This window comes from Streptomyces sp. NPDC026659, from assembly GCF_040638245.1.
In the GTDB taxonomy this organism is placed as follows: Bacteria; Actinomycetota; Actinomycetes; order Streptomycetales; family Streptomycetaceae; genus Streptomyces.
The window spans coordinates 577626-599980 of record NZ_JBEZXY010000001.1 but is presented as its reverse complement, the minus strand read 5'-3'; the positions used below and the strand labels follow the sequence as shown (position 1 = coordinate 599980).

8 protein-coding genes are annotated in these 22355 nt (G+C 72.8%); 3 read left to right on the top strand and 5 right to left on the bottom strand.

The window, feature by feature from the left end:
- Positions 1–261: 261 nt before the first annotated feature.
- On the top strand, positions 262–783 hold the full coding sequence (locus tag AB0E91_RS02645) for a flavin reductase family protein (RefSeq protein ID WP_361774007.1): 522 nt from the start codon (positions 262–264) through the stop codon (positions 781–783).
- Between the two features lie 85 nt (positions 784–868).
- On the opposite strand, the gene AB0E91_RS02640 is transcribed toward AB0E91_RS02645, so the two are convergent.
- The 3 genes from AB0E91_RS02640 to AB0E91_RS02630 form a co-directional block, all read right to left on the bottom strand.
- Entirely contained in the window at positions 869–2338 is a 1470-nt protein-coding gene (locus tag AB0E91_RS02640) for an FAD-dependent oxidoreductase (RefSeq protein WP_361774004.1), read from the bottom strand.
- Between the two features lie 56 nt (positions 2339–2394).
- Positions 2395–3579: an acyl-CoA dehydrogenase family protein gene (locus tag AB0E91_RS02635; RefSeq protein ID WP_361774001.1), complete on the bottom strand. Its 1185-nt coding sequence runs from the start codon at positions 3577–3579 to the stop codon at positions 2395–2397.
- Between the two features lie 252 nt (positions 3580–3831).
- Positions 3832–4599: an SDR family oxidoreductase gene (locus tag AB0E91_RS02630; protein WP_361773998.1), complete on the bottom strand. Its 768-nt coding sequence runs from the start codon at positions 4597–4599 to the stop codon at positions 3832–3834.
- Between the two features lie 241 nt (positions 4600–4840).
- Here AB0E91_RS02630 and AB0E91_RS02625 point away from each other — a divergent pair, with 241 nt between their 5' ends.
- Entirely contained in the window at positions 4841–6097 is a 1257-nt protein-coding gene (locus tag AB0E91_RS02625; RefSeq protein ID WP_361773996.1) for a cytochrome P450, read from the top strand.
- A gap of 63 nt (positions 6098–6160) precedes the next feature.
- Here AB0E91_RS02625 and AB0E91_RS02620 read toward each other — a convergent pair whose 3' ends face one another.
- Positions 6161–7606 (bottom strand): aldehyde dehydrogenase family protein, encoded by a 1446-nt coding sequence (locus tag AB0E91_RS02620; protein ID WP_361773993.1) that lies wholly within the window; start codon positions 7604–7606, stop codon positions 6161–6163.
- A 189-nt stretch (positions 7607–7795) separates the two neighbouring features.
- Positions 7796–8185, bottom strand: a complete 390-nt coding sequence (locus tag AB0E91_RS02615) for a nuclear transport factor 2 family protein (RefSeq protein ID WP_361773990.1) — start codon at positions 8183–8185, stop codon at positions 7796–7798.
- A gap of 249 nt (positions 8186–8434) precedes the next feature.
- Between AB0E91_RS02615 and AB0E91_RS02610 the strand changes: the two genes are divergently transcribed.
- Positions 8435–22288, top strand: coding sequence for a type I polyketide synthase (locus AB0E91_RS02610; protein ID WP_361773987.1), 13854 nt, complete (start codon positions 8435–8437; stop codon positions 22286–22288).
- The last annotated feature ends 67 nt before the right edge of the window (positions 22289–22355 follow it).

Sequence of the window (22355 nt, the reverse complement as noted above, 5' to 3'; positions counted from 1 at the left end):
TCCGTCGTGAGTGTCCTCAGGGACATGGCGGTCGGTCGCGCCGAGAAATCCGGCATATCGAGGCGACCTTACGGGAGAAGTCCGGAAGCGTTGCCAGCGTGCGGTCATGAGACGGTAAACGCCCTTGCGGCGACGGAGGTTAGTGCGGGATGACCTGCGAATGGAGGGGCACCCGGAGCTCGCGGATAAGTTGTCGTGGACTCTGTTCAGGATTTCGGGCGAGGACACCGGCCGCGAACGCGCGAACGACGGGAGAACGCAATGTCCGATCAGGGGCCCTCGACATCCATGGTGGCGCCCGCTGCACTGCGCGAGGCCATGGCACGGTTCACCACCGGCGTCGTCGCACTCACCGTGGGCGGCGAGCACATGCACGGCATGACGGCCAACGCCTTCAGCTCGGTCTCGCTGGAACCCCCGCAGGTACTGTGCTGCGTGGCCCACAGCGCCGTCATGCACAAGGCGATCACGTCCGAGCGGCGGTTCGCCGTGTCCATCATGGGAGCGGACCAGGAGGGCCTGGCACGCCACTTCGCCGACAAGTCGCGCCCGCTCGGCCCGCCGCAGTTCGCCTCCGTCGACTGGCGGCCGGGCCCGCACACCGGCGCACCCCTGCTCGCGGGGGCGCTGGCCTGGCTGGAGTGCGAACTGGCCGACTCCCACGACTCCGGCGACCACTCCATATTCATCGGCTCGGTGCTGCACTCCCTGAGCGGGCCCGGCCGGCAGGGCCTGCTCTTCTTCGACGGCGGCTTCCACGCGGGGGTGACGGCTGGGCCCTGACGGCGGCTGACCCGCTGCAGACGAGAAGGGCCGGTCCCCCAACCAGGTTGGGGGACCGGCCCGTTCCCTTCCGCCGCCGCGTCCGTCAGGAGGCGGTGAGGCTCCGCGCCCCCTGTGTCATCTTGAGCACCTGCTGCGCGGCCCGCAGCCCCGACTCGATGGCACCCTCCACGAAGCCGACCCAGCCGGTGGCTATGTCACCGCTCGCGAACGACACCCGGCCCTGCGGCTGCTGGATCGCGGGCAGCTGGGCGATGAGCTGCCCCGGCCGCCGTAGCGCCCAACCACCCTGGGAATACGGGTCCTTGCCCCAGTCGTGCGCCAGCACCTGCAGCACCCGCACATCGGGCAGGAACTTCCGCACGGCGTCCTGCACCGCGCCGGTGTCGGCGCCGTCCAGGACCGGCAGGCTGTTGAAGCCGACCATGAGCTGGCCGCCGGTCACATTCGCCTGGGAGAGCAGGGTGGTGAACGGACTGCCCTCCGCGCCGCGTGCCGCCACCCGGTCGGAGAGCCCGCTGACCTGCATCCACAGCTTTCCGCTGTACGGCACCCCGACGCCCTGGGTGGTGGCCGCCTGGTGCACCTTCGGCAGCCCGGGACGGAAGGAGATGCTCTTCCACACGTTCACCGGTACGGCGACCACGACGGCCCGCGCCTGGTGGACCTGCCCGGACCGCACGGTCACCTTGACCTTGCCGCCGTCGTCGGCCACCGAGACCACGGGCGAATTCAGGCGCAGCGTGGCCCCCGCGTCGTTGAGCATGGCCTGCAGCAGCCCGGTCATGCCGCCCGCGAGGCGCTGGGACATGACGGCCTCGTACCCCGCCACGTTGTACCCGGCCAGCGACCACCACTGGGCGAGGGCCGTGTAGGCGCCCGTGGCACTGGAACCGCCCGAGTAGCCTGCGGTCGTACCGCTGAGCCAGCTCTCGTCGTCGGCGGACAGCCGCAGCCGGTCGAGCCGGTCGCGCAGGGAGAGCCCGTCCGCCGCGGCGACCAGGTCCTTGCGGTACAGCGGATCGGTCGGGCGCGGGAAGAGATCCTGGGCGCCCTCGAAGAGCCGGTTCATCAGGTCGCCGTAACGCGCGTCGACCTCGTCCGGCGGGAACTCCTTGAAGCCCCCGCCGGACGGCATGATCAGGCGGGTCGGCGGTGTGCCGGAGAGCGTGCCGATGCCGTACCGCTTCAGCTCCGCGTTGATCAGGGGCTGCGTCGGGCCGATCCACTGCGCGCCGACCTCGATCTGCTGGTCGAGGAAGGTGGAGGTGAAGGTGCGGCCGCCGATGCGGTCGCGCGCCTCCAGGATCAGCGGCCGCAGCCCCTTCGCCCGCAGCTCGCGGGCGGCGGTGACACCGGCGTAACCGGCGCCGATCACGATGACGTCGTAGACCGTGTCGGGTGCCTCGTCCCTGGGGGAGACCAGGGACGAGGCGAACGCCGGTGCGGTCGCCGCCGGTACCGCGAGGGCCGTAAGGCCGCCTGCCTTGAGCACGGTACGGCGCGGCAGCCTGCGGGGCGCCGAAGCGTTGGGCAGGCGTCTGTCCTTGTTCACATTGCATCCTTCGGTGTTGCACCCCCCGAACGCGAACGCCGGAAGGAGGGATCGGTCTAGAGCAGCGGAGTGTCGGGGTCGAGGCCGAGCAGGACCCGGCCGTGGACCTCGAGGCTGGAGGAGAGCAGGATCATTCCGTGCAGGGCGAGGCCCTGGATGTCGCGGTGGAACCGCTGGATGGGGACCCTGCGCTGGATCGCGGTGGCGCCGCTGGCGTTGTAGAGCACGTCCACCGCCTCCTTGGCCAGTTGCACCGCGTAGGCGCTGTGGCCGCGCACCGCCGCCCGCTCCTCGAGCGTGAGCTGCTCGCCGGCGTCGGCGCGCCGCTGGAGGGTCTCGTACGTGCGGTGCATCAGGGCCTCGGCGGCGGCGATCTTCGCGTCCGCCGTGGCGACCTGGATCTGGGTGAGCGGGTGCCGCGTCTGGTCGGTCCAGGACGTGTACGTGATGCCCCGGCCGGGCAGCCGCTCGACGAACGCGTCCAGGGCGCCGCGGGCCGCGCCGATCAGCGTGGCCACGCCCTGGGAGATGATGTAGCTGTACAGGCCGTACTCGCGGCCCGTGGGCTGCCAGTCCGCCGGGAGGTCCGCGAGCGCGGCCTCGAACGCGGCCGGGTCGGTCGGCACGACGCGGTGTGCCGGGACGAACACGTCGGTGGCCGTCGAGGTGCAGCTGCCGGTCGCGGCGACGGACGAGGTGTGCCAGTCGTCCTCGAGGGTGAACTCCCCCATCGGCACCATCGCGATCGCCTCTTCGACCGTGCCGTCGGGGTGCTGCACAAGAGAGGTGGCCACGTTCCACTGGGCGCCGCGGCAGCCGGAGTTGAACTTCCAGGAGCCGTTCAGGACGAAGCCGCCCTCGGTGGGCGTCAGCACGCCGGACGGCGTGAACCCGCCGGAGATGCGCACGTCGGGCGTCGCGAAGATCTCCTTCTGGATCTCCTCCGGGAACAGCGTGATCATCCAGGCGCTGGACACCCACACACTGGCGATCCAGCTGGTGGACACGTCCGCGCGGGCGATCTCGGCAAGGACCGCGGCCTGGTCGGCGACCGAGAGCTCCAGGCCGCCGAAGACCTTCGGGGTGGCCATGCGGAACACACCGGCCTCTTCGAGGAGCCGGAGGTTCTCCTCGGGCAGCCAGCGGCGGTCCTCCGCCTCCAGCCCGTTCTCCTTGAGCCTGGGGGCGATTTCTCGCACCGCATCCACCAGGGATGCCACGTCGACTGCATGCGTCGGCATTGCCGTCTCCTTGTCCGTCAGGGGCAACACCGGCAGCCTGGCAGAGCGGACACGGAACGCAGTCATGGCGCGGTAACCGGCTGTTCTCGGCCGAAGTCCGGGCCCGGGGCGGAAAACCGCGGGTGCGGCCGTCATTGAAAAGCCGGGTGCCCGGACGAATTCGGGATTCGTCCGGGCACCCGGTAATTCCGCTTCGCGGTCGTCGGCTCTCCGGCCGGGGTCAGGCATTCCCCCCGCGGAGCCGACGGAGCGTCACTGGCCCTGCGGCCGGTTGATGCGCTGGCCGAGGCCGCCGTCCACGTTCAGTTCCTCGCCGGTCGTGAACGTGGCGTCGAAGGCCAGGAACAGCACGGCGCGGGCGATCTCCTCGGACGAGCCGTGGCGGCGCATCGGCGTGATCTCGTCACCGATCTTCTCGAACGCCTGCAGCATCTCGGGCGAGGCGCCGGTGATGCCCGCGGTCGGGGTGTGGATGAAGCCGGGGCTCACGGCGTTGACCCGGATGTTCCGGGGCAGCAGCTCGGCCGCGATGACCTTGGTGAACGCCCGCACCGCGGCCTTCGAGCCCGCGTACGGGCCCATGCCGGGGTTGCCGGAGTCGTTGGCGACGGACGTGGTGAAGATGATCGAGCCACCGTCCTTGATCAGCGGCGCGAGGCGCTGGGCGGTGAAGAACGCGCCCTTCGTGTTGATCGCGAAGGTGGTGTCGAACAGCTCCTCGGTCACATGGCCGAACGGACCGGGCTGTGCGAAACCGGCGTTGACGAACAGCAGGTCGATCTCGCCGAGCTTCTCCTCGACGATCCCGCCCAGCGCGTCGATGTCGCTCAGCTGCGCGGTGTCGGAACGGACGGCGTGGCCCCGGGGACCGAGTTCGGTCTGGGCGGCCTCCAGGTTCTTCTCGTTCCGGCCCGTGACAATGACTTCGCCGCCGGCCTTGACCAGAGCCTTTGCCGTGGCAAGGCCCATTCCGATGGTTCCGCCGGTGACAACGGCTTTCTTGCCCGCGTACGTGCTCATGAATTCCTCTCAACGGATCCGCGCGGAAAGCGATGAGCCAAGACATGCCTTCCAGTCGTCGTCTCAGACTCACGCATGGAAACGGAGGTCACAAGTACGAACATGCAAGTCAGTGGTTACCTGGAGGTAAGTGAAAGGGGGTGAAGACCGAGGCATGAGCGGCGGATTACAGGACTTCTCTAGGCTGCGGTTTCCCGCGACCTTCGCAGAGTTCCGACCGACCGCACCAGGGGAGACGACCGTGACCGAAGAATCCTGCCCGTTCGCCATCGATCCCACGGGCCGTGACATTCACGGGGAGGCGGCCGCGCTGCGTGAGCGGGGACCGGCGGCCCGGGTGGAACTGCCCGGCGGCGTGCCCGCCTGGTCGGTCACCGACCAGGCCCTCGTCAAGCGGCTGCTGACCGACCCCCGGGTCTCGCGCGACGCCTACCGCCACTGGCCCGCCTGGGAGAACGGCGAGGGCGAACTGGCCACGTCCTGGCCCCTGTCCATCTGGGTCCAGGACCGCAACATGATCACCGCGTACGGCGCCGAGCACACCCGGCTGCGCAAGCTGGTCGCCAAGGCCTTCACCGCCCGGCGCACCGCCGCCCTGCGCCCGCGCATCGAGGCCGTCACCGCGGAGCTGCTGGACGCCGTGGCCGCCGCGCCGGGCGACGAACCCGTCGATCTGCGCGAGCAGTTCGCCTATCCGCTGCCCACGCGGGTGATCTCCGACCTGCTAGGCATACCCGACGACGTGCGCACGCGGCTGATGACCATGATGGCCACCATCTTCCAGACCACGACGTCCGAGGAGGAGGCGCGGGCCAACGAGATCGCGCTCTACACCCTCGCCGCGGACTTCATCGCGGACAAGCGCGCCCACCCCGGCGACGACCTCGCCAGCGACCTCATCGCGGCCCGCGACGACCAGCAGGACGGCGGCACGGGGCTGTCGGAGCGGGAACTGATCGACACCCTGTTCCTGATGTACACCGCCGGCCACGAGACCACGGTCAACCTGCTCGACCAGGCCATCTGCGCCCTGCTCGGCGACCCCCGGCAGCTGGAGCTGGTGCGCTCGGGCCGTGCCTCCTGGGAGGACGTGGTCGAGGAGACCCTGCGGGCGCACTCGCCACTCGGCAGCCTCCCGCTCAGGTACGCCGTCGAGGACATCGAACTGGACGACGTGGTGATCGCCAAGGGCGACGCCATCCTCGTCAACTTCGCGGGCGTGGGCCGCGATCCGAAGGTCCACGGCGACAGCGCGGACACCTTCGACATCACCCGGCCGACCCGGGGGGACCATCTGTCCTTCGGGCACGGCGTGCACTACTGCGTGGGAGCCCCGCTGGCGCGCCTGGAGGCACTGATCGCGCTCCCGGCCCTCTTCGAGCGGTTCCCGGACCTGACCCTGGCCGAACCCGTCGACACGCTCGGCTCGTTGGAGTCCTTCGTCTCCAACGGGCACGCCACCCTGCCGGTGTTCACCCGCGCGAAGCACACGGTCTGACCCCTCGACGCCGTACGCTCCCGGTCTCGGCGGAGACCGGGGGCGTACGGCATCGCGGGCGTGTCACGGAGCCAGGTTCGTCCACACCGTCTTGGTCTCCAGGTACGCGTCCAGGTTGGCCTGGCCCATCTCCCGGCCGATCCCCGAGGCCTTGACACCACCGAAGGGGGCCGCCGGGTCGCCGGACGCCCAGGAGTTGAGGTAGACCATGCCGCTGCGCAGACGCGCGGCGAGGGTGTGGGCCTGCGCCAGACTCCGCGTCCATACACCGGCGGCGAGCCCGTACGGGGTGTCGTTCGCCAGCGCCACCGCCTCGTCGGTCTCGTCGAACGGAGCGGCGACCAGAACGGGACCGAAGATCTCCTCCCGCGTGATCCGCATCCCGGGCGTGATGTCGGTGAACAGGGCCGGACGGACGTAGTAGCCGCCCTCGGGGGACTCGACGGGCACCTCGCCCGCGCGCAGGGTGGCCCCGGCGGCCACGCCGTCCCGGAGGTAGCCGCGGACCCGGTCGTACTGCTCGGCCGAGACCAGCGGACCGAACCGGGTCGCCCGGTCCAGCGCCGGTCCCACCTCGGCCTTGGCGGCCGCCTCGGCCAGCCGGCCCACCATCTCCTCGTACCGGCTGCGGTGCACGTACAGCCGGGACGCGGCGATACAGGTCTGCCCGCTGTTGAAGTAGATCCCGTCGAACGCGCCCGCCACCGCCGCGTCGAGGTCGGCGTCCGCGAGCACGATGTTCGGGTTCTTGCCGCCCAGTTCCAGCGTCACCCGCTTCAGCCGCGCCCCGGCCCGCGCGGCGATCTCGCGGCCCACCTCCGTGGACCCGGTGAACGCGATCTTGTCGACGCCGTCGTGGTCGGCGAGGGCGGCGCCCGTCGTGCCGTCCCCGGTGAGGACGTTGACGGTGCCCGGCGGGAAGCCCGCCTCCTCGACCAGCTCCGCCAGGCGCAGGGCCGACAGCGGGGTCTGCTCGGCGGGCTTGAGCACCACCGCGCAGCCCGCGGCCAGCGCCGGTGCCAGCTTCCACGCGGCCATCATCAGCGGGTAGTTCCACGGGATGATCTGCGCGCACACCCCCACCGGCTCCTTGCGCGTGTAGCACAGGGTGTCGGGCAGATACACGGGGATCGTCGCGCCCTCGATCTTCGTGGGCCAGCCGCTGTAGTAGCGGAAGTGCTCGATCGCCGCGGGCAGGTCCATGGCCTCGTTCACCGAGACGGGCTTGCCGCCGTCGAGCGCCTCGATCTCGGCGAGCTCCGCCGCGTTCTCCTCGACGAGCTCGGCGAGCCGGACCAGCAGCCGGCTGCGCACCAGCGCGGGCAGCGCGCCCCAGGCGCCGTCCAGCGCCGAGCGGGCCGCGGCCACCGCCGCGTCGACGTCGGCGGGGCCCGCGTACGGGACGTCCGCGATGTGTGCCGCCGTGGACGGGTCGTACGTCGCGAAAGTCCTTCCGTCGGCGGCGGGCACGAACGCCCCGCCGATGTACAGGCCGTGCGCGCGCCGCACGAATGCGGCGCCCCCGGCCGACAGAGGGGGAACGGATGAATTCACGGCTTCCCTTCACGGGTCGGACGTACTGGAAACGGAACGGTGAATTGCCCGTGGTCCGGGCACGGCAATGTGGCCATGGCACGGCAATGTGGCCATGACGCGGAAATTCCCCTCCGTGTCATGGCCACCGGATCGCCGTGAGGGTCAGCTCTCCGCGCCGAAGGGATTGTCGATGGCGAACCGCCATTTCCCGTCCGGGCCGAGCCGCAGCACGTCGAGACCCGTTCCCTCCAGGTGCTCGTCGCCCTCCGGCGTGGAAAGGTCGATCGCCCAGTCCACCACCAGGAGCGCGGTGTTCGACGTGACGTGCGCCTCCCGCAGCGTCGCCGTCATCTTCGGCTTCTGCGCGACGAACTCGGCGAGCGAGGCCTCACGCTCCTTTCCGGTCAGCGGGTTGCCCGGCTCCCAGACCGAGACGGCGTCTTCGGTGTACATGGCCTTGAGGACGTCGACGTCGCCGGCGTTGAACGCCTCGACGTAGAGCCTGCCGTGCTCTTCGGCGGTACGGGTGAGTTCTTCGAGGGTGCTGGACATGTCGAGGTTGCTCCCACTTTCTTTGGTCTCGAAGCCGGTGTGTGAGCGCCGCTCGAACGTAACCGCACCACCGTCACCGCCTTCTCATCGCCGGGCAACGCCCTGCTCACCTTTACCGCCGCACAAGCGGATTACCAGTGCGTTACTGGGTGTTGGGGCGCACTTCGGCAGACTGGCGATCACATTCGCGGACGACCCGCCGTATCGCCTTGTCCAGAAGCTCTCCAGAATCCTCTTTGGGGGACGGGAATGAACGAAATCGCTGTCGTGGGGATGTCGTGCCGACTTCCGATGGCGTCCGGTCCGGAGGCGTTCTGGACGATGCTGGAGAACGGCGGGAGCGCCCTCACCGAAGGGCCGCACGGCAGGCGCGGCGGATTTCTCGACGGAATCGCCGATTTCGACGCGGCGTTCTTCGGCATCTCCCCGCGCGAGGCCGCCGTGACGGACCCGCAGCAGCGCCTCGTCCTCGAACTGGCCTGGGAGGCGCTGGAGGACGCCGGGATCGTCCCCGGCACCCTGCGCGGCAGCCGTACGGCGGTGTTCGTCGGCACGCTCCGCGACGACTACGCGGGCCTGGTCCACCAGCACGGCACCGAGGCGATCACCCAGCACACGATGACCGGCCTGAACCGCGGCCTGATCGCCAACCGCGTCTCCTACTTCCTGGACCTGCGCGGGCCGAGCCTGACCGTGGACACCGCCCAGTCCTCGTCCCTGGTCGCCGTGCACCTGGCCTGCGAGAGCCTGCGCTCCGGGGAGGCCGACACCGCGATCGCGGCCGGGGTGAACCTCAACCTCCTGGCCGGGACCACCCTCACCGAGGAGCGGTTCGGGGCGCTGTCGCCGGACGGGGAGAGCTACGCCTTCGACGCCCGCGCCAACGGCTTCGTCCCCGGAGAGGGCGCCGGTGTGGTCGTCCTCAAGCCGCTCGACCGCGCGCTGGCCGACGGCGACCGCGTCCACGGGGTCCTCCTCGGCAGCGCGGTCAACCACGACGGCGCCACCCCCGGCCTGACCGTGCCCAGCGCCGCCGCCCAGGAGCAGGTGATCCGGGCGGCCTACCAGCGCGCGGGCGTCGACCCGCGCACGGTCCAGTACGTCGAGGCCCACGGCACCGGCACCCCGGTCGGCGACCCCGTCGAGGCGGCCGCCCTGGGCGCGGTGCTCGGCGCCGGGCGCGCGAGCGGCGACCCGTTGCTCATCGGCTCCGCCAAGACCAACGTCGGGCATCTGGAGGGCGCGGCCGGGGTGACCGGGCTGCTGAAGGTGCTGCTCGGCCTGAAGCACCGGCTGCTGCCGGGCAACCGCAACTTCGAGACCCCCAACCCGGCGATCCCGCTGGCCGGTCTCGGCCTGACGGTCCCGCGCGAGACGACCCCCTGGCCGCATCCCGACCGCCGGCTGGTCGCGGGCGTCAGCTCCTTCGGCATGGGTGGCACCAACTGCCACCTCGTGGTCGCCGAGGCCCCCCGGACCGTCCCCGCCGCCCCGGCGGCCACCCCCGAGGCCGGCCCACGCGTGCTGCCCTGGGTGGTCTCCGGGCGCGGCGGGGACGCCCTGCGCGCCCAGGCCGCGCGGCTGCACGACCTCGCGGCCGCCCCGCAGGCACCCGCACTCCCCGACATCGGCTGGTCCCTGGCCGCGACCCGCGCGGCCCACCCCGACCGCGCGGTCGTCCTCGCCGAGGACCGCGACGGGCTGCTGCGCGGCCTGCGCGCCGTGGCCGACGGCCGGCCGTCGCCGTACGCCGTGACCGGCACCGTACGGCCGGGCCGCCTCGGCGTCGTTTTCACCGGGCAGGGCAGTCAGCGACTCGGCATGGGGCGCGAACTGTACGAGAGCGCACCGGTGTTCGCCGCCGCCTTCGACGAGGTGTGCGCCCGTCTCGACCCGCTGCTGCCGCGACCGCTGCGCGAAGTGATCGCCTCGGGAACGGAGTTGGACGAGACCCGCTTCACCCAGCCCGCCCTGTTCGCCGTGGAGGTGGCCCTTTACCGGCTGGCCGAGTCGTGGGGCGTACGGCCGGACTTCGTCGCCGGTCACTCCGTCGGCGAGATCGCCGCCGCCCATGTGGCGGGCGTGCTCTCCCTGGCGGATGCCGCCCAACTGGTCGCTGCCAGGGGGCGGTTGATGCAGGAGCTGCCCGCCGGTGGGGCGATGGTCGCCGTGGAGGCCGCCGAGGACGAGGTCGCCGCGCTGCTGGCCGGGCGGGAGCACGAGGTGGGCCTCGCCGCCGTCAACGGCCCGGCCGCGACGGTGGTCTCCGGCACCGAGGACGCCGTCGCGGACGTCGTCGCCGTACTCGCCGCACGGGGACGCAGGACCAAGCGGCTCCAGGTCTCGCACGCCTTCCATTCACCCCTGATGGAACCGATGTTGGCCCGCTTCCGCCAGGAGATCGCGCCCCTGGACTTCCGCCCGGCCCGCATCCCGGTCGTCTCCACCGTCACCGGTACGACCACGCGGGCCGCCGAACTGGCCACGCCCGACTACTGGGTGGAGCAGGTGCGCCGCCCGGTGCGGTTCGCCGACGCGGCCCGGACCCTGGAGGCCGAGGGCGTCACCACCTACCTGGAACTCGGCCCCGACGGCGTGTGCGCGGCCATGGTGGACGCCTCGGTGCGCGACCCGGAGGCGGCCGTGGCCGTACCCGCCCTCAGGGCCGGACGCCCCGAGGCGCGGACCCTGGCCACCGCGCTCGCCACGGTGTTCGTGCGCGGCGGCCGGGTGGACCTCACGGCCGCCTACGACGGCCTCGGCGCCCACCGCGTCGACCTGCCGACCTACGCGTTCCAGCGCACCCGGCACTGGATCGACGGAGCCACCCGGCGCCCCGCCCCGCTGCCGGACCCCGTCCCGGACGCGCCCCGCCACGACGTCGTACCGGACGGCACGGCGGACGGACTCGGCGCGCGCCTGACGGCGCTGCCCGAGTCCGAGCGCCGCCGCACGCTCACCGACACCGTGCACGCGCACATCGCCGCGGTGCTGGGCCATGACGCGGACGACGACACGGGCTCGCGGATCGGTCCGGACGTCACGTTCAAGGACCTGGGCTTCGACTCGCTGATGTCCGTGGAACTGCGCGACGCGCTGGCCACGGCGACCGGACTGCGGCTGCCCAGCGGCCTGCTCTTCGACCGGCCCACCCCCGCGGCCGTCGTCGACCACCTGCTGTACCGGCTGCTGGGCGACGACGACGGCGACGGCGGCGGCAACGGCGACCAAGACCCGCACGGAACCGGCACGGCACCGGATGCCCGCCAGGACGACGAGCCCGTCGCGATCATCGGCATGGCCTGCCGCTACCCCGGAGGAGTCGCCTCGCCGGAGGACCTGTGGCGGCTGGTCGCCGACGGCGTCGACGCGATCTCCCCCTTCCCCACCGACCGGGGCTGGGACCCGCACCTGTACGACCCCGACCGCCCCGGCGGCAGCCAGGTCGACCGCGGCGGATTCCTCCACGACGCGGGCGAGTTCGACGCCGCGTTCTTCGGCATCTCGCCGCGCGAGGCCCTCGGCATGGACCCGCAGCAGCGGCTGCTCCTGGAGACGGCGTGGGAGGCCGTCGAACGCGCGGGGTTGGACCCGCGCTCCCTGCACGGCAGTCGCACCGGCGTGTTCATCGGCGGCACCGTGCTCGACTACGGCCCCCGCATGGACGAGACCGGCCACGGGGTGGAGGGCCATGTCCTGACCGGCACCACCGCGAGCGTGATGTCCGGCCGCATCGCCTACCAGCTCGGCCTGACCGGCCCGGCCGTCACCGTCGACACCGCCTGCTCGTCGTCCCTCGTGGGCCTGCACATGGCGGTGCGTTCGCTGCGCTCCGGGGAGTCCTCGCTCGCCCTGGCGGGCGGCGTGGCGGTGATGTCGGCACCGGGGATGTTCGTCGAGTTCTCCCGCCAGCGCGGCCTGGCCGCCGACGGGCGCAGCAAGTCCTTCGCCGCGTCCGCCGACGGCACGTCATGGGCCGAGGGCGTCGGGCTGCTGCTCGTCGAGCGGCTCTCGGACGCCCGCCGGCACGGGCACCGGGTGCTGGGCGTCATCCGCGGCACCGCCGTCAACCAGGACGGCGCCTCCAACGGCCTGACCGCGCCCAACGGCCTGTCCCAGGAACGGGTGATCCGCCAGGCCCTCGCCGACGCCCGGCTCACCCCCGCCGACATCGACGCCGTCGAGGCGCACGGCACCGGCACCAGCCTCGGCGACCCCATCGAGGCCGAGGCCGTCCTCGCCACCTACGGCCAGGACCGGGACAACGCCGCGCCCGTCTTCCTGGGCTCGCTGAAGTCGAACATCGGACACGCGCAGGCCGCCGCGGGCGTGGCGGGACTGATGAAGATGGTGCAGGCGATGCGGCACGGCGTCCTGCCGCGCACCCTGCACGTGGACACACCCACCCCGCACGTCGACTGGTCCTCCGGCGCCGCCGAACTGCTCACCGAGGCCAGGGACTGGCCCGACACGGGCCGCCCGCGCCGGGCCGCCGTGTCGTCGTTCGGCATCAGCGGCACCAACGCCCACGTCGTCGTCGAGCAGGGCGACCCCGACCCGGCCCCACCGGCCACCGAGGTCTCGACCCCGGTGCCGTGGGTGCTCTCCGGGCGGGACACCGAGGCGCTGCGCGCCCAGGCGGAACGACTGCGCGACCGGCTGCGCGACGGGCAGCTTGACCGGCTGCGTGACCGGCAGCTTGACGGCCTTCGCGGGAACACCGCTCCCGGACCGGCCGACATCGGCCTCTCCCTGGCCACGACCCGCACCGCCTTCGAGGAGCGGGCCGTGATCACCGGCACCCGCGCCGACGACCTGCTCGCCGGGCTCGACGCCCTCGCCCTGGGCCAGGACCACCCCCGGCTGGCCCACGGCAGCGTCGCCCGCGCCGGGCGCACGGCCATGCTGTTCACCGGACAGGGCGCCCAGCACGTCGGCATGGGCCGCGAACTGTACGCCGCGTTCCCGGTCTTCGCCGAGGCACTGGACGCGATCTGCGCCGAACTGGACCCGTACCTGGACCGGCCGCTGCGCGCCGTGATGTTCGGCGGTGACGACGGCGACGACGGCAAGGACACGGCCGGCACCGAGGCGGCGACTCCTCTGCTGCACACCACCCGTTACGCCCAGCCCGCCCTGTTCGCCTTCCAGGTGGCCCTCCACCGGCTCCTCGAACACCACGGCCTGACCCCGGACGCCGTCGCCGGACACTCCATCGGCGAACTGGCCGCCGCGCACGTCGCGGGCCTGTGGTCGGCGCCGGACGCGGCCCGGCTGGTCGCCGCCCGAGGCCGGCTGATGCAGTCCGCGCGGCAGGGCGGTGCCATGGCCGCCGTCGAGGCGAGCGAGGCGGAGATGACGGCCACCCTGGCGGGCTACGAGGACCGGGTCGCCCTTGCCGCCGTCAACGCCCCCGACTCCGTGGTCGTCTCCGGGGACGCCGACGCCGTGACCGAGGTCGCCGAGCACTGGGCGGCCCGCGGCCGCAGGCAGCGCCGCCTCACCGTCAGCCACGCCTTCCACTCCCCGCACATGGACGAGGTGCTCGACGAGTTCCGGCGTACGGCCGCCGAACTGACCTACCACGCACCGGTCGTGCCCCTGGTGTCCACCGTCACCGGGCGGCTCGCCGACGAGGACGAACTGCGCTCGCCGGAGTACTGGACCCGCCAGATCCGCCGCCCCGTGCGCTTCGCCGACGCCGTCGCCACCCTCCACGACGACGGCGCGACCGTGTTCGTCGAGTGCGGCCCCGACGCCGTCCTCACCGCCCTTGCCGCCCGCTGCCTCGACGACCGGACCGACCCGGCCGACCGCACCGCCCGGCCCGCCACCGCCGTGGCGCTGCTCCGCCGGGGCCGCCCCGAGGCGGACACCCTCGTCGACGGGCTCGGCACCGCGCACGCCGTGGGCGCCCCGCTCGACCCCGCCTCCTTCTTCCCCGGCGCCACGACCGTCGACCTGCCGACCTACCCCTTCCGCCGCGAGCACTTCTGGCTCGCCCCGCGCCCCGACGGCGACCCGCGACGCCTCGGCCTGCATGCCTCCGCACACCCGCTGCTCGGTGCCGCCGTCGACATGGCGACCCGCGACGAGTCCGTGCTCACCGGCCGCCTGTCCCTCGCCGACCAGCCCTGGCTCGCCGACCACGCCGTGGGCGGCACCGTCCTCGTCCCGGCCACCGCCTTCCTGGAACTGTCCCTCGCGGCGGGCGACCGCACCCGCACCCCCTATGTCGCCGACCTCACCCTGGAAGCGCCCCTCGCCCTGACGGAGCGTCAGGCGACCCAGGTGCAGATCACGGTCGGCGCACCGGACGCCGACGGCAGCCGCCCGTTCACCGTGCACGCCCGCCCCGAGAACGGCGACGGCACACCGCATCCGTGGACCCGCCACGCCTCGGGCACCCTCGACCCGACGCCCCCGCCCGCCGACCCGGCCACCGCCCTGCGCACCTGGCCGCCCACGGGTGCCCGCCCGGAACCGCTCACCGACGCCTACGACCGCCTCGCCGCCGCCGGATACGACTACGGCCCCGCCTTCCGCTGTCTGCACGCCCTGTGGCGGGGCACCGACGGCGACCTGTACGCGGAGGTACGACTGCCCGACGGCCAGACCGAGACCGCCGCCGAATTCGCCCTCCACCCGGCCCTGTTCGACGCCGTGCTCCATCCCCTCGTCCTCCACGCGGCGCTCGACACGGCACCCGGCGAGATCCAACTCCCGTTCTCCTGGACCGGCCTGGCCGTGCACGCCGTCGGCGCCACCGCACTGCGCGCCCGCATCTCCACCGACGCCCGCACCGGCACCACCGCCCTCACCCTCGCCGACCAGACCGGCGAACCCGTCGCGACCGTGACCTCGCTCGCGCTGCGCCCGGTCGCCCGGGACCGGCTCGCCGACGCGGTCACGGCCGACGCCCGGGAGCCGCTGTACGCACTGCGCTGGCCCGCTGTCCCCGCTCCCACGGCCACCGTCGACTGGACCGAACTGAGCGACGACACCACGGACTTCACGAAGGTGCGCGACACCGGGACCGCCGTCGTCCGGATCGAGGCGCACGAGACGGACGGCGCCCTCACCACCGATGCCACGGTGCGGACCCTGCGCCTCGTGCAGCGGTGGCTGGCCGACGAGCGGCTCACCGACGCCCGCCTCGCCGTGGTCACCACCCGCGCCGTCGCCGCCCTGCCCGGCGAGGACGTACCCGGCCTGGCCGCCGCCCCGGTGTGGGGCCTGATCCGCTCGGCCCAGTCCGAACACCCCGGCCGCTTCACCCTGATCGACCTCGACGACCCGGCCGACGACGACGCCCTGACGGCCGCACTCGCCCTGGACGAGGACCAGGTCGCGGTCCGCGAAGGCCGGTGCCACGTACCGCGCCTGGCCCCCGCCGAACCGGAGATCCGGGAGGCCAGGGAGACGCGGGCGACCCGGGAGGCGCGGGCCGACGCGGCGAGCGACACCACGACACCGCTCGGCACCGGGGGAACCGTCCTCGTCACCGGCGGCACCGGTGGCCTCGGCGCACTGCTCGCCCGGCACCTGGTGACCACGCACGGCGTACGCCGGCTGCTCCTCGCGAGCCGTCGTGGACCGGACGCGCCGGGCGCCGGTGACCTGGTGGCCGAACTGACCGCACTGGGCGCCGAGGTGACCGTGGCCGCCGCCGACGCGGCCGACCCCGAGGCCCTCGCCGCCCTGCTGGCCCGCGTGCCCGCCGAGCACCCGCTGACCGCAGTCGTCCACACGGCGGGCGTCCTCGACGACGCGACCGTGGAATCCCTCACCGACGACCGGCTCCGTGCGGTCATGCACCCCAAGACCACCGCCGCCCGGCACCTGCACGAGCTGACCCGCGAACTCCCGCTGACCGCGTTCGTGCTGTTCTCCTCCGTCTCCGGCCTCGTCGGCACCGCCGGACAGGCCAACTACGCCGCCGCCAACGCCGGACTCGACGCCCTCGCCGCACACCGCCGCGCACACGGCCTGCCCGCCCTCTCCCTCGCCTGGGGCCTGTGGGACACCGCCGACGGCATGGGCGGCTCGCTCGGCACCGCGGACCTGGCCCGCTGGACCCGAGCCGGTTTCGCACCGCTCACCCCCGAGCAGGGCCTCGCCCTGTTCGACCGCGCGCTGGCCGACGGGCGGGACGCCCTGCTCGTACCGGCGCTCCTGACCCCGGCCGGGCCGCGCGGCGGAACGGAACCGATGCCCACGGTCCTGCGCGGCCCGGCCGGCCCCGCCCCCACGCGCCGTACCGTCACCGCGGCGGACGCCCCGGTAGGCGGCGCCTCGGCGTGGCACGACCGCATGACCCAACTCCCCGTCCAGGAAAGGCGGAACGAGGTACTCGACCTGGTGTGCGCCGTCGTCGCCGAGGTGCTCGGACACGCGGACCGCACCGGCGTCGCCCCCGACCGCGCCTTCAAGGACATCGGCCTCGACTCCCTCGGCGCGGTCGAACTCCGCAACCGGCTCGGCAACCGGACCGGGCTGCGGCTGCCCGCCACCGCCGTCTTCGACCACCCCTCACCCACGGCCCTCGCCGACCACCTCCTCGACCGGATCACACCCCCGGCCTCCGCCGCGCTGCCGGAGCGGGCCTCGGCGTCCTCGGACGAGCCGATCGCGATCGTGGGGATGGCGTGCCGTTATCCGGGTGGTGTGACCTCGCCGGAGGATCTGTGGCGGCTGGTGGCCGACGGCGTGGACGCGGTGGGGGAGTTCCCGGTGAACCGGGGCTGGGACGTGGACGCCCTGTACGACCCGGACCCGGACCGTACGGGCACGTCGTACACGCGTCACGGCGGTTTCCTTTACGACGCCGACGAGTTCGACGCCGGATTCTTCGGGATGTCCCCGCGCGAGGCGATCGCCACCGACCCGCAGCAGCGCCTGCTCCTCCAGACCGCCTGGGAGACCTTCGAGAGCGCCGGCATCGACCCGGCCACCCTGCGCGGCTCCACCACCGGCGTCTTCACCGGCGCCATGTACGACGACTACGCCTCCCGACTGCCCAGGACGCCGGGCGAGTTCGAGGGTTTCCTCCTGGCGGGCAACCTCTCCAGCGTCGTCTCGGGGCGGCTGGCGTACACCTTCGGGCTGGAGGGTCCGGCGGTGACGGTGGACACGGCGTGCTCGTCGTCGTTGGTGGCGTTGCATCTGGCCGCCAACGCGCTGCGCCAGGGGGAGTGCGATCTCGCCCTCGCCGGTGGAGTCACGGTCATGTCGGGGCCGAACACTTTCGTGGAGTTCTCGCGGCAGCGCGGTCTCGCTCCGGACGGGCGGTGCAAGTCGTTCTCGGCGGCGGCGGATGGCACGGGGTGGTCGGAGGGTGTGGGGCTGCTGTTGGTGGAGCGGTTGTCGGATGCCCGTCGCAACGGTCACCAGGTGCTGGGGCTCATTCGTGGTTCGGCGGTGAATCAGGACGGTGCGTCGAATGGGTTGACGGCTCCGAATGGTCCGGCGCAGGAGCGGGTGATTCGGCGGGCGTTGGCGAGTGCGGGGCTGGTCGCGTCGGATGTGGACGCGGTGGAGGCGCATGGCACCGGGACGGTGCTGGGCGATCCGATCGAGGCCCAGGCTCTGCTGGCGACCTACGGCCATGACCGGCCGGTTGAACTTCCTTTGTGGTTGGGGTCGTTGAAGTCGAACATCGGTCATGCGCAGGCGGCTGCGGGTGTCGGTGGTGTGATCAAGATGGTGGAGGCGATGCGGCATGGCACGCTGCCGCGCACGTTGCACGCGGAGGAGCCGTCGCCGCATGTGGAGTGGGACGCGGGTGGGGTCCGGCTACTGACGGAGGAGCGGGAGTGGCCGGAGTCCGGCCGTCCTCGCCGGGCGGGGGTGTCCTCGTTCGGGATCAGCGGTACGAACGCGCACGTCATCGTCGAGCAGGGTGACATCGCGACCTACCCCGCGCGTGTCGACGGTGGCGCGGCGAGTCCGGTGCCGTGGTTCGTCTCCGGGCGGGACGAGACGGCCCTGCGCGCCCAGGCGCGGCGCCTGCACGAGCACCTCACCCGGCACCCCGATCTCGCCCCCGTCGACGTGGGCTACTCCCTGGCCACGGCTCGTGCCGCCCTGGAACAGCGTGCCGCGGTCATCGGCGGCACCCGCGATGAACTGCTGACCGGACTGAAGACGCTCGCCGACGGCACCGACGCACCGAACGTCCTGCGCGCCGTCGGACCACGGGGCGCGGACGCCGGCCAGGGCCGGAACCGTACCGCCTTCCTGCTGACCGGACAGGGCAGTCAGCGCCTCGGCATGGGCCGCGAACTGTACGAGAGCGCACCGGTGTTCGCCGCCGCCTTCGACGCGGTGTGCGCCCACCTCGACCCGGTTCTCTCCCGCCCGCTGAAGGACGTCCTGTTCGCCCCCGAGAACTCCGCGGACTCGGCGCTGCTGGACCAGACCGCCTTCACCCAGGCCGCCCTGTTCGCCGTCGAGACCGCTCTGTACCGGCTGCTCGAACACCACGGCGTGGTCCCCGACTTCCTCCTCGGACACTCCATCGGCGAGGTCACCGCGGCGCACCTGGCCGGGGTGTGGGACCTGGCCGACGCGTGCGCGGTCGTCGCCGCCCGGGGACGGTTCATGCAGGCCGCCCGCGAGGGCGGTGCGATGGCGGCCCTGGAGGCGGCCGAGGACGAGGTCCGCGAGACGCTCGCACCCTTCGGCGACACCATTGCCGTGGCCGCGTGCAACGGACCCCGCGCCACGGTCGTCTCGGGCGACGCCGAAGCGGTGGACCGCGTCGCCGCGCTCTGGCGCGAGCGCGGCCGGAAGACCAAGCGCCTCCCGGTCAGCCACGCCTTCCACTCCCCGCACATGGACGCCGTCCTGGACGACTTCCGCGCCGCCCTGGCCGACGTCACCTTCCACGAGCCGCGCATCCCCGTGATCTCCGACGTCAGCGGCGACCCTGCCAAGCCCGACGAACTGTGCTCGCCCGACTACTGGGCCCACCACATCCGCGCCGCCGTCCGCTTCCTGGACGGCGTACGGTTCCTGGAGGCGGCCGGAGTCACGGCCTATCTGGAACTCGGCCCCGACGGCGTACTCACCGCCCTGGCGCAGCAGTGCCTCACCGGGGACGGCGCGACCCTCGTCCCCCTCCTGCGCTCCGGACGGCCGGAGCCGACGACCGTCACCACCGCCCTCGCCCGCACCCACCTCGACGGCGGCCCGTTCGAGGCGAGTTCGGCGTTCCCCGGTGCCCGCCGCGTCGACCTGCCCACCTACGTCTTCCGCCGCGACCGCTACTGGCTGACCCCGGCCCCCGAGGCCGCCGACGCCGCGGGCCTCGGCCTGCGCCCCGCCGGTCATCCGCTGCTCGGCGCCGCCACCGCACTGGCGGACCAGGACACGTACCTGCTGACCGGCCGTCTCTCGCTCGCCGCCCACCCGTGGCTGGCCGACCACACCCTGCACGGCGTGGCCGTACTCCCCGGCACCGCCCTGCTGGAACTGGCGCTCCGCGCGGGCGAGGAGGCCGGCTGCGCCGAGGTGTCGGAACTGACCCTGTCGGCGCCCCTCGTGGTGCCCGAGCACGGCGGCGTGCAGATACAGGCCGTCGTGGGCGCACCCGGCGCCGACGAGCGCCGCCCCCTGGAGATCCACGCCCGCCCGGACGGCTCGGCCGACATCGGCTGGACTACCTGCGCGAAGGGCTTCGTCACCGCGGACACCGACATGCCTGAACCCGAGCAGCTCGTGACCTGGCCGCCCGTGGGCGCGGTGGAGGTCGGCATGGACGGGGCGTACGAGCGGCTCGACGAGGCCGGTTACGGCTACGGGCCTGCGTTCCAGGGGCTGCGCCGACTCTGGCGGGGCGAGAAGGGCGAGCTGTACGCGGAAGTGGTGCTCGGGGAGGAGCAGCGCGCCGACGCGGCCGGATGCGCGCTGCATCCCGCTCTGCTGGACGCCGCCTTGCATGCGGTGCTGCCGGGGGTGGCGCGGGAGGGCGGCGCGGCTGTCGTGCCGTTCGCCTGGGAGGGGGCGCGGGTCCATGCGGTGGGTGCGACGGCGTTGCGGGTGCGGCTGCGGTTCGCCGGTGCCGGTGCCGGTACTGGGTCCGAGTCCGAGTCCGGTGGCGTCGCCGGTGACGGGGGCGAGTCGGTGTCGCTGACCGTCGCGGACGGGACCGGTATGCCGGTGGCGTCGGTGGACGCGCTCGTCCTGCGCCCGCTGTCGGAGGCCGCGCTGCGCGACGCGGGCACCGGTGCGCGGGACACGAGGGACGGCCTGCTGCGCGTCGAATGGACGGCGCTCGAAACACCGGCCGACGCGGACCCCGGGCACTGGGTGGTGCTGGGCGACGGCAAGTCCGTACCGGACCTGGCGGAACTCCCCGCACAGGACGTCCCGGACACCGTCCTGGTCCGCCTGCCTACGACCCCGGACGACACCGCCGAACTGGCTGCGCGGGCGCGGTCGATGGCGGTCGATGTGCTGGGTCTGGTGCGGGGGTGGCTGGCGGGTGAGCGGTTCGCGGATTCGCGGTTGGTGTTCGTGACGCGGGGTGGGGTGGCTGTCGGGGAGAGGGATGCAGCGGATCTGGGCGTCGCGGGTGTGTGGGGTCTGGTGCGGTCGGCGGTGACGGAGAACCCGGGGCGGTTCGGGCTGGTCGACGTGGATCTCGATGTCGATCCGGCTTTGCTGGGTGGGGCGTTGGGGTGTGGCGAGGCGCAGGTCGCGGTGCGTGGGGGCGGGTTGTTGGTGCCGCGTTTGGTGCCGGTCGTTGCGGCGCCCGGGGGTGCGTCATTCGGTGCGGGGACGGTACTGGTGACGGGTGCGCTGGGTGCGCTGGGCTCGGTGTTGGTCCGGCACCTGGTGAGGGAGCACGGGGTACGGCGTTTGCTGCTGGTGGGGCGTCGTGGTGGGGATGTGCCGGGCGCTGAGGAGCTGCGGGAGGAGCTGCTGAGTCTCGGGGCGGTGGAGGTGTCTTTTGCCGCGTGTGATGTGGGGGACCGGGAGTCGCTGGCAGGGGTTCTCGCCGGAGTTGAGACGTCGTTGTCGGCGGTGGTCCATGTGGCGGGGGTGGTGGATGACGGTGTCGTGGCGGGGATGTCCGAGGGGCAGTTGGAGCGGGTGCTGCGGCCGAAGGTGGATGCGGCGTGGAATCTGCATGAGCTGACGCGGTCGTGTGATCTGTCGGCGTTCGTGGTGTATTCGTCGCTGGCTGGTGTGTTGGGGACGGCGGGTCAGGCGAACTACGCGGCGGGTAACGCGTTCTTGGACGGGTTGGTGGAGTTCCGGCGGGCGGCTGGTCTGCCGGGTGTCTCCTTGGCGTGGGGTCTGTGGGGGCAGTCGAGCGGGCTGACGGGTCACCTCGCGGAGGCTGATCTGCGGCGGTTGTCGCGCCTGGGATTGCGCCCGTTGGATTCCCAGGACGCGATGGGGCTGTTCGATGCCGCTCTGGAGAGCGGTGAACCGGTCGTCGCGATCACCCGCCTCGACACGGCGGCACTGCGGGCCCAGGCGGACCCCGCACCGATACTCCGCAAGCTCATCCCGGACCGCCCCCGCCGTCGTGCCGTACAGGCCGCCGCCCCCACCGAGATCCCGTGGTCGCAGCGGCTGGCCGGCCTGACTCCGGCCCAGCGGGAACGTGCCCTGACGGATCTGGTCCGTGGCCAGGTGGCCGCTGTTCTGGGGTACGGCGATCCCGGCGACCTCGACGACGGCCGGACCTTCCTGGAGCTGGGCTTCGACTCCCTGACCGCCGTCGAACTCCGCAACCAGCTCGGCACCGCCACCGGACTCCGGCTGCCCACCACTCTCGCCTTCGACCATCCCACCCCGGCCGCCCTCGCCGCACACCTCGGCACAGAGCTGGCACCGGCTGAGGCGTCCGCCGACCTGGGCGTTTCGGGTGTCCTGATGGACATCGACCGGCTGGAGGCCGCTCTGCGTGCCGCGTTCGCGGACGCGGACGGGCGCCGGTCCCACGAGCGGATCGCCGCACGGCTGCAGGAACTACTGACCCTCACCCACACGAACGACCCCGACGGCGCCCGCACCTCCGACGCCGACGAGGACCTGGAGTCCGCGACGGACGACGAGCTGTTCGCCCTCCTCGACGAACTCGACTGACTCCGACGACTCGGACGACTCGACTGAATCGGACGACTCGACCGGTCCGACCGACCCCGGACCCGAC

Excerpts from the sequence above, each read along its gene's own strand:
- AB0E91_RS02645 (WP_361774007.1), top strand. The coding sequence starts at position 262 with ATGTCCGATCAGGGGCCCTCGACATCCATGGTGGCGCCCGCTGCACTG.
- AB0E91_RS02635 (WP_361774001.1), bottom strand. The coding sequence starts at position 3,579 with ATGCCGACGCATGCAGTCGACGTGGCATCCCTGGTGGATGCGGTGCGA.
- AB0E91_RS02630 (WP_361773998.1), bottom strand. The coding sequence starts at position 4,599 with ATGAGCACGTACGCGGGCAAGAAAGCCGTTGTCACCGGCGGAACCATC.
- AB0E91_RS02615 (WP_361773990.1), bottom strand. The coding sequence starts at position 8,185 with ATGTCCAGCACCCTCGAAGAACTCACCCGTACCGCCGAAGAGCACGGC.
- AB0E91_RS02610 (WP_361773987.1), top strand. The coding sequence starts at position 8,435 with ATGAACGAAATCGCTGTCGTGGGGATGTCGTGCCGACTTCCGATGGCG.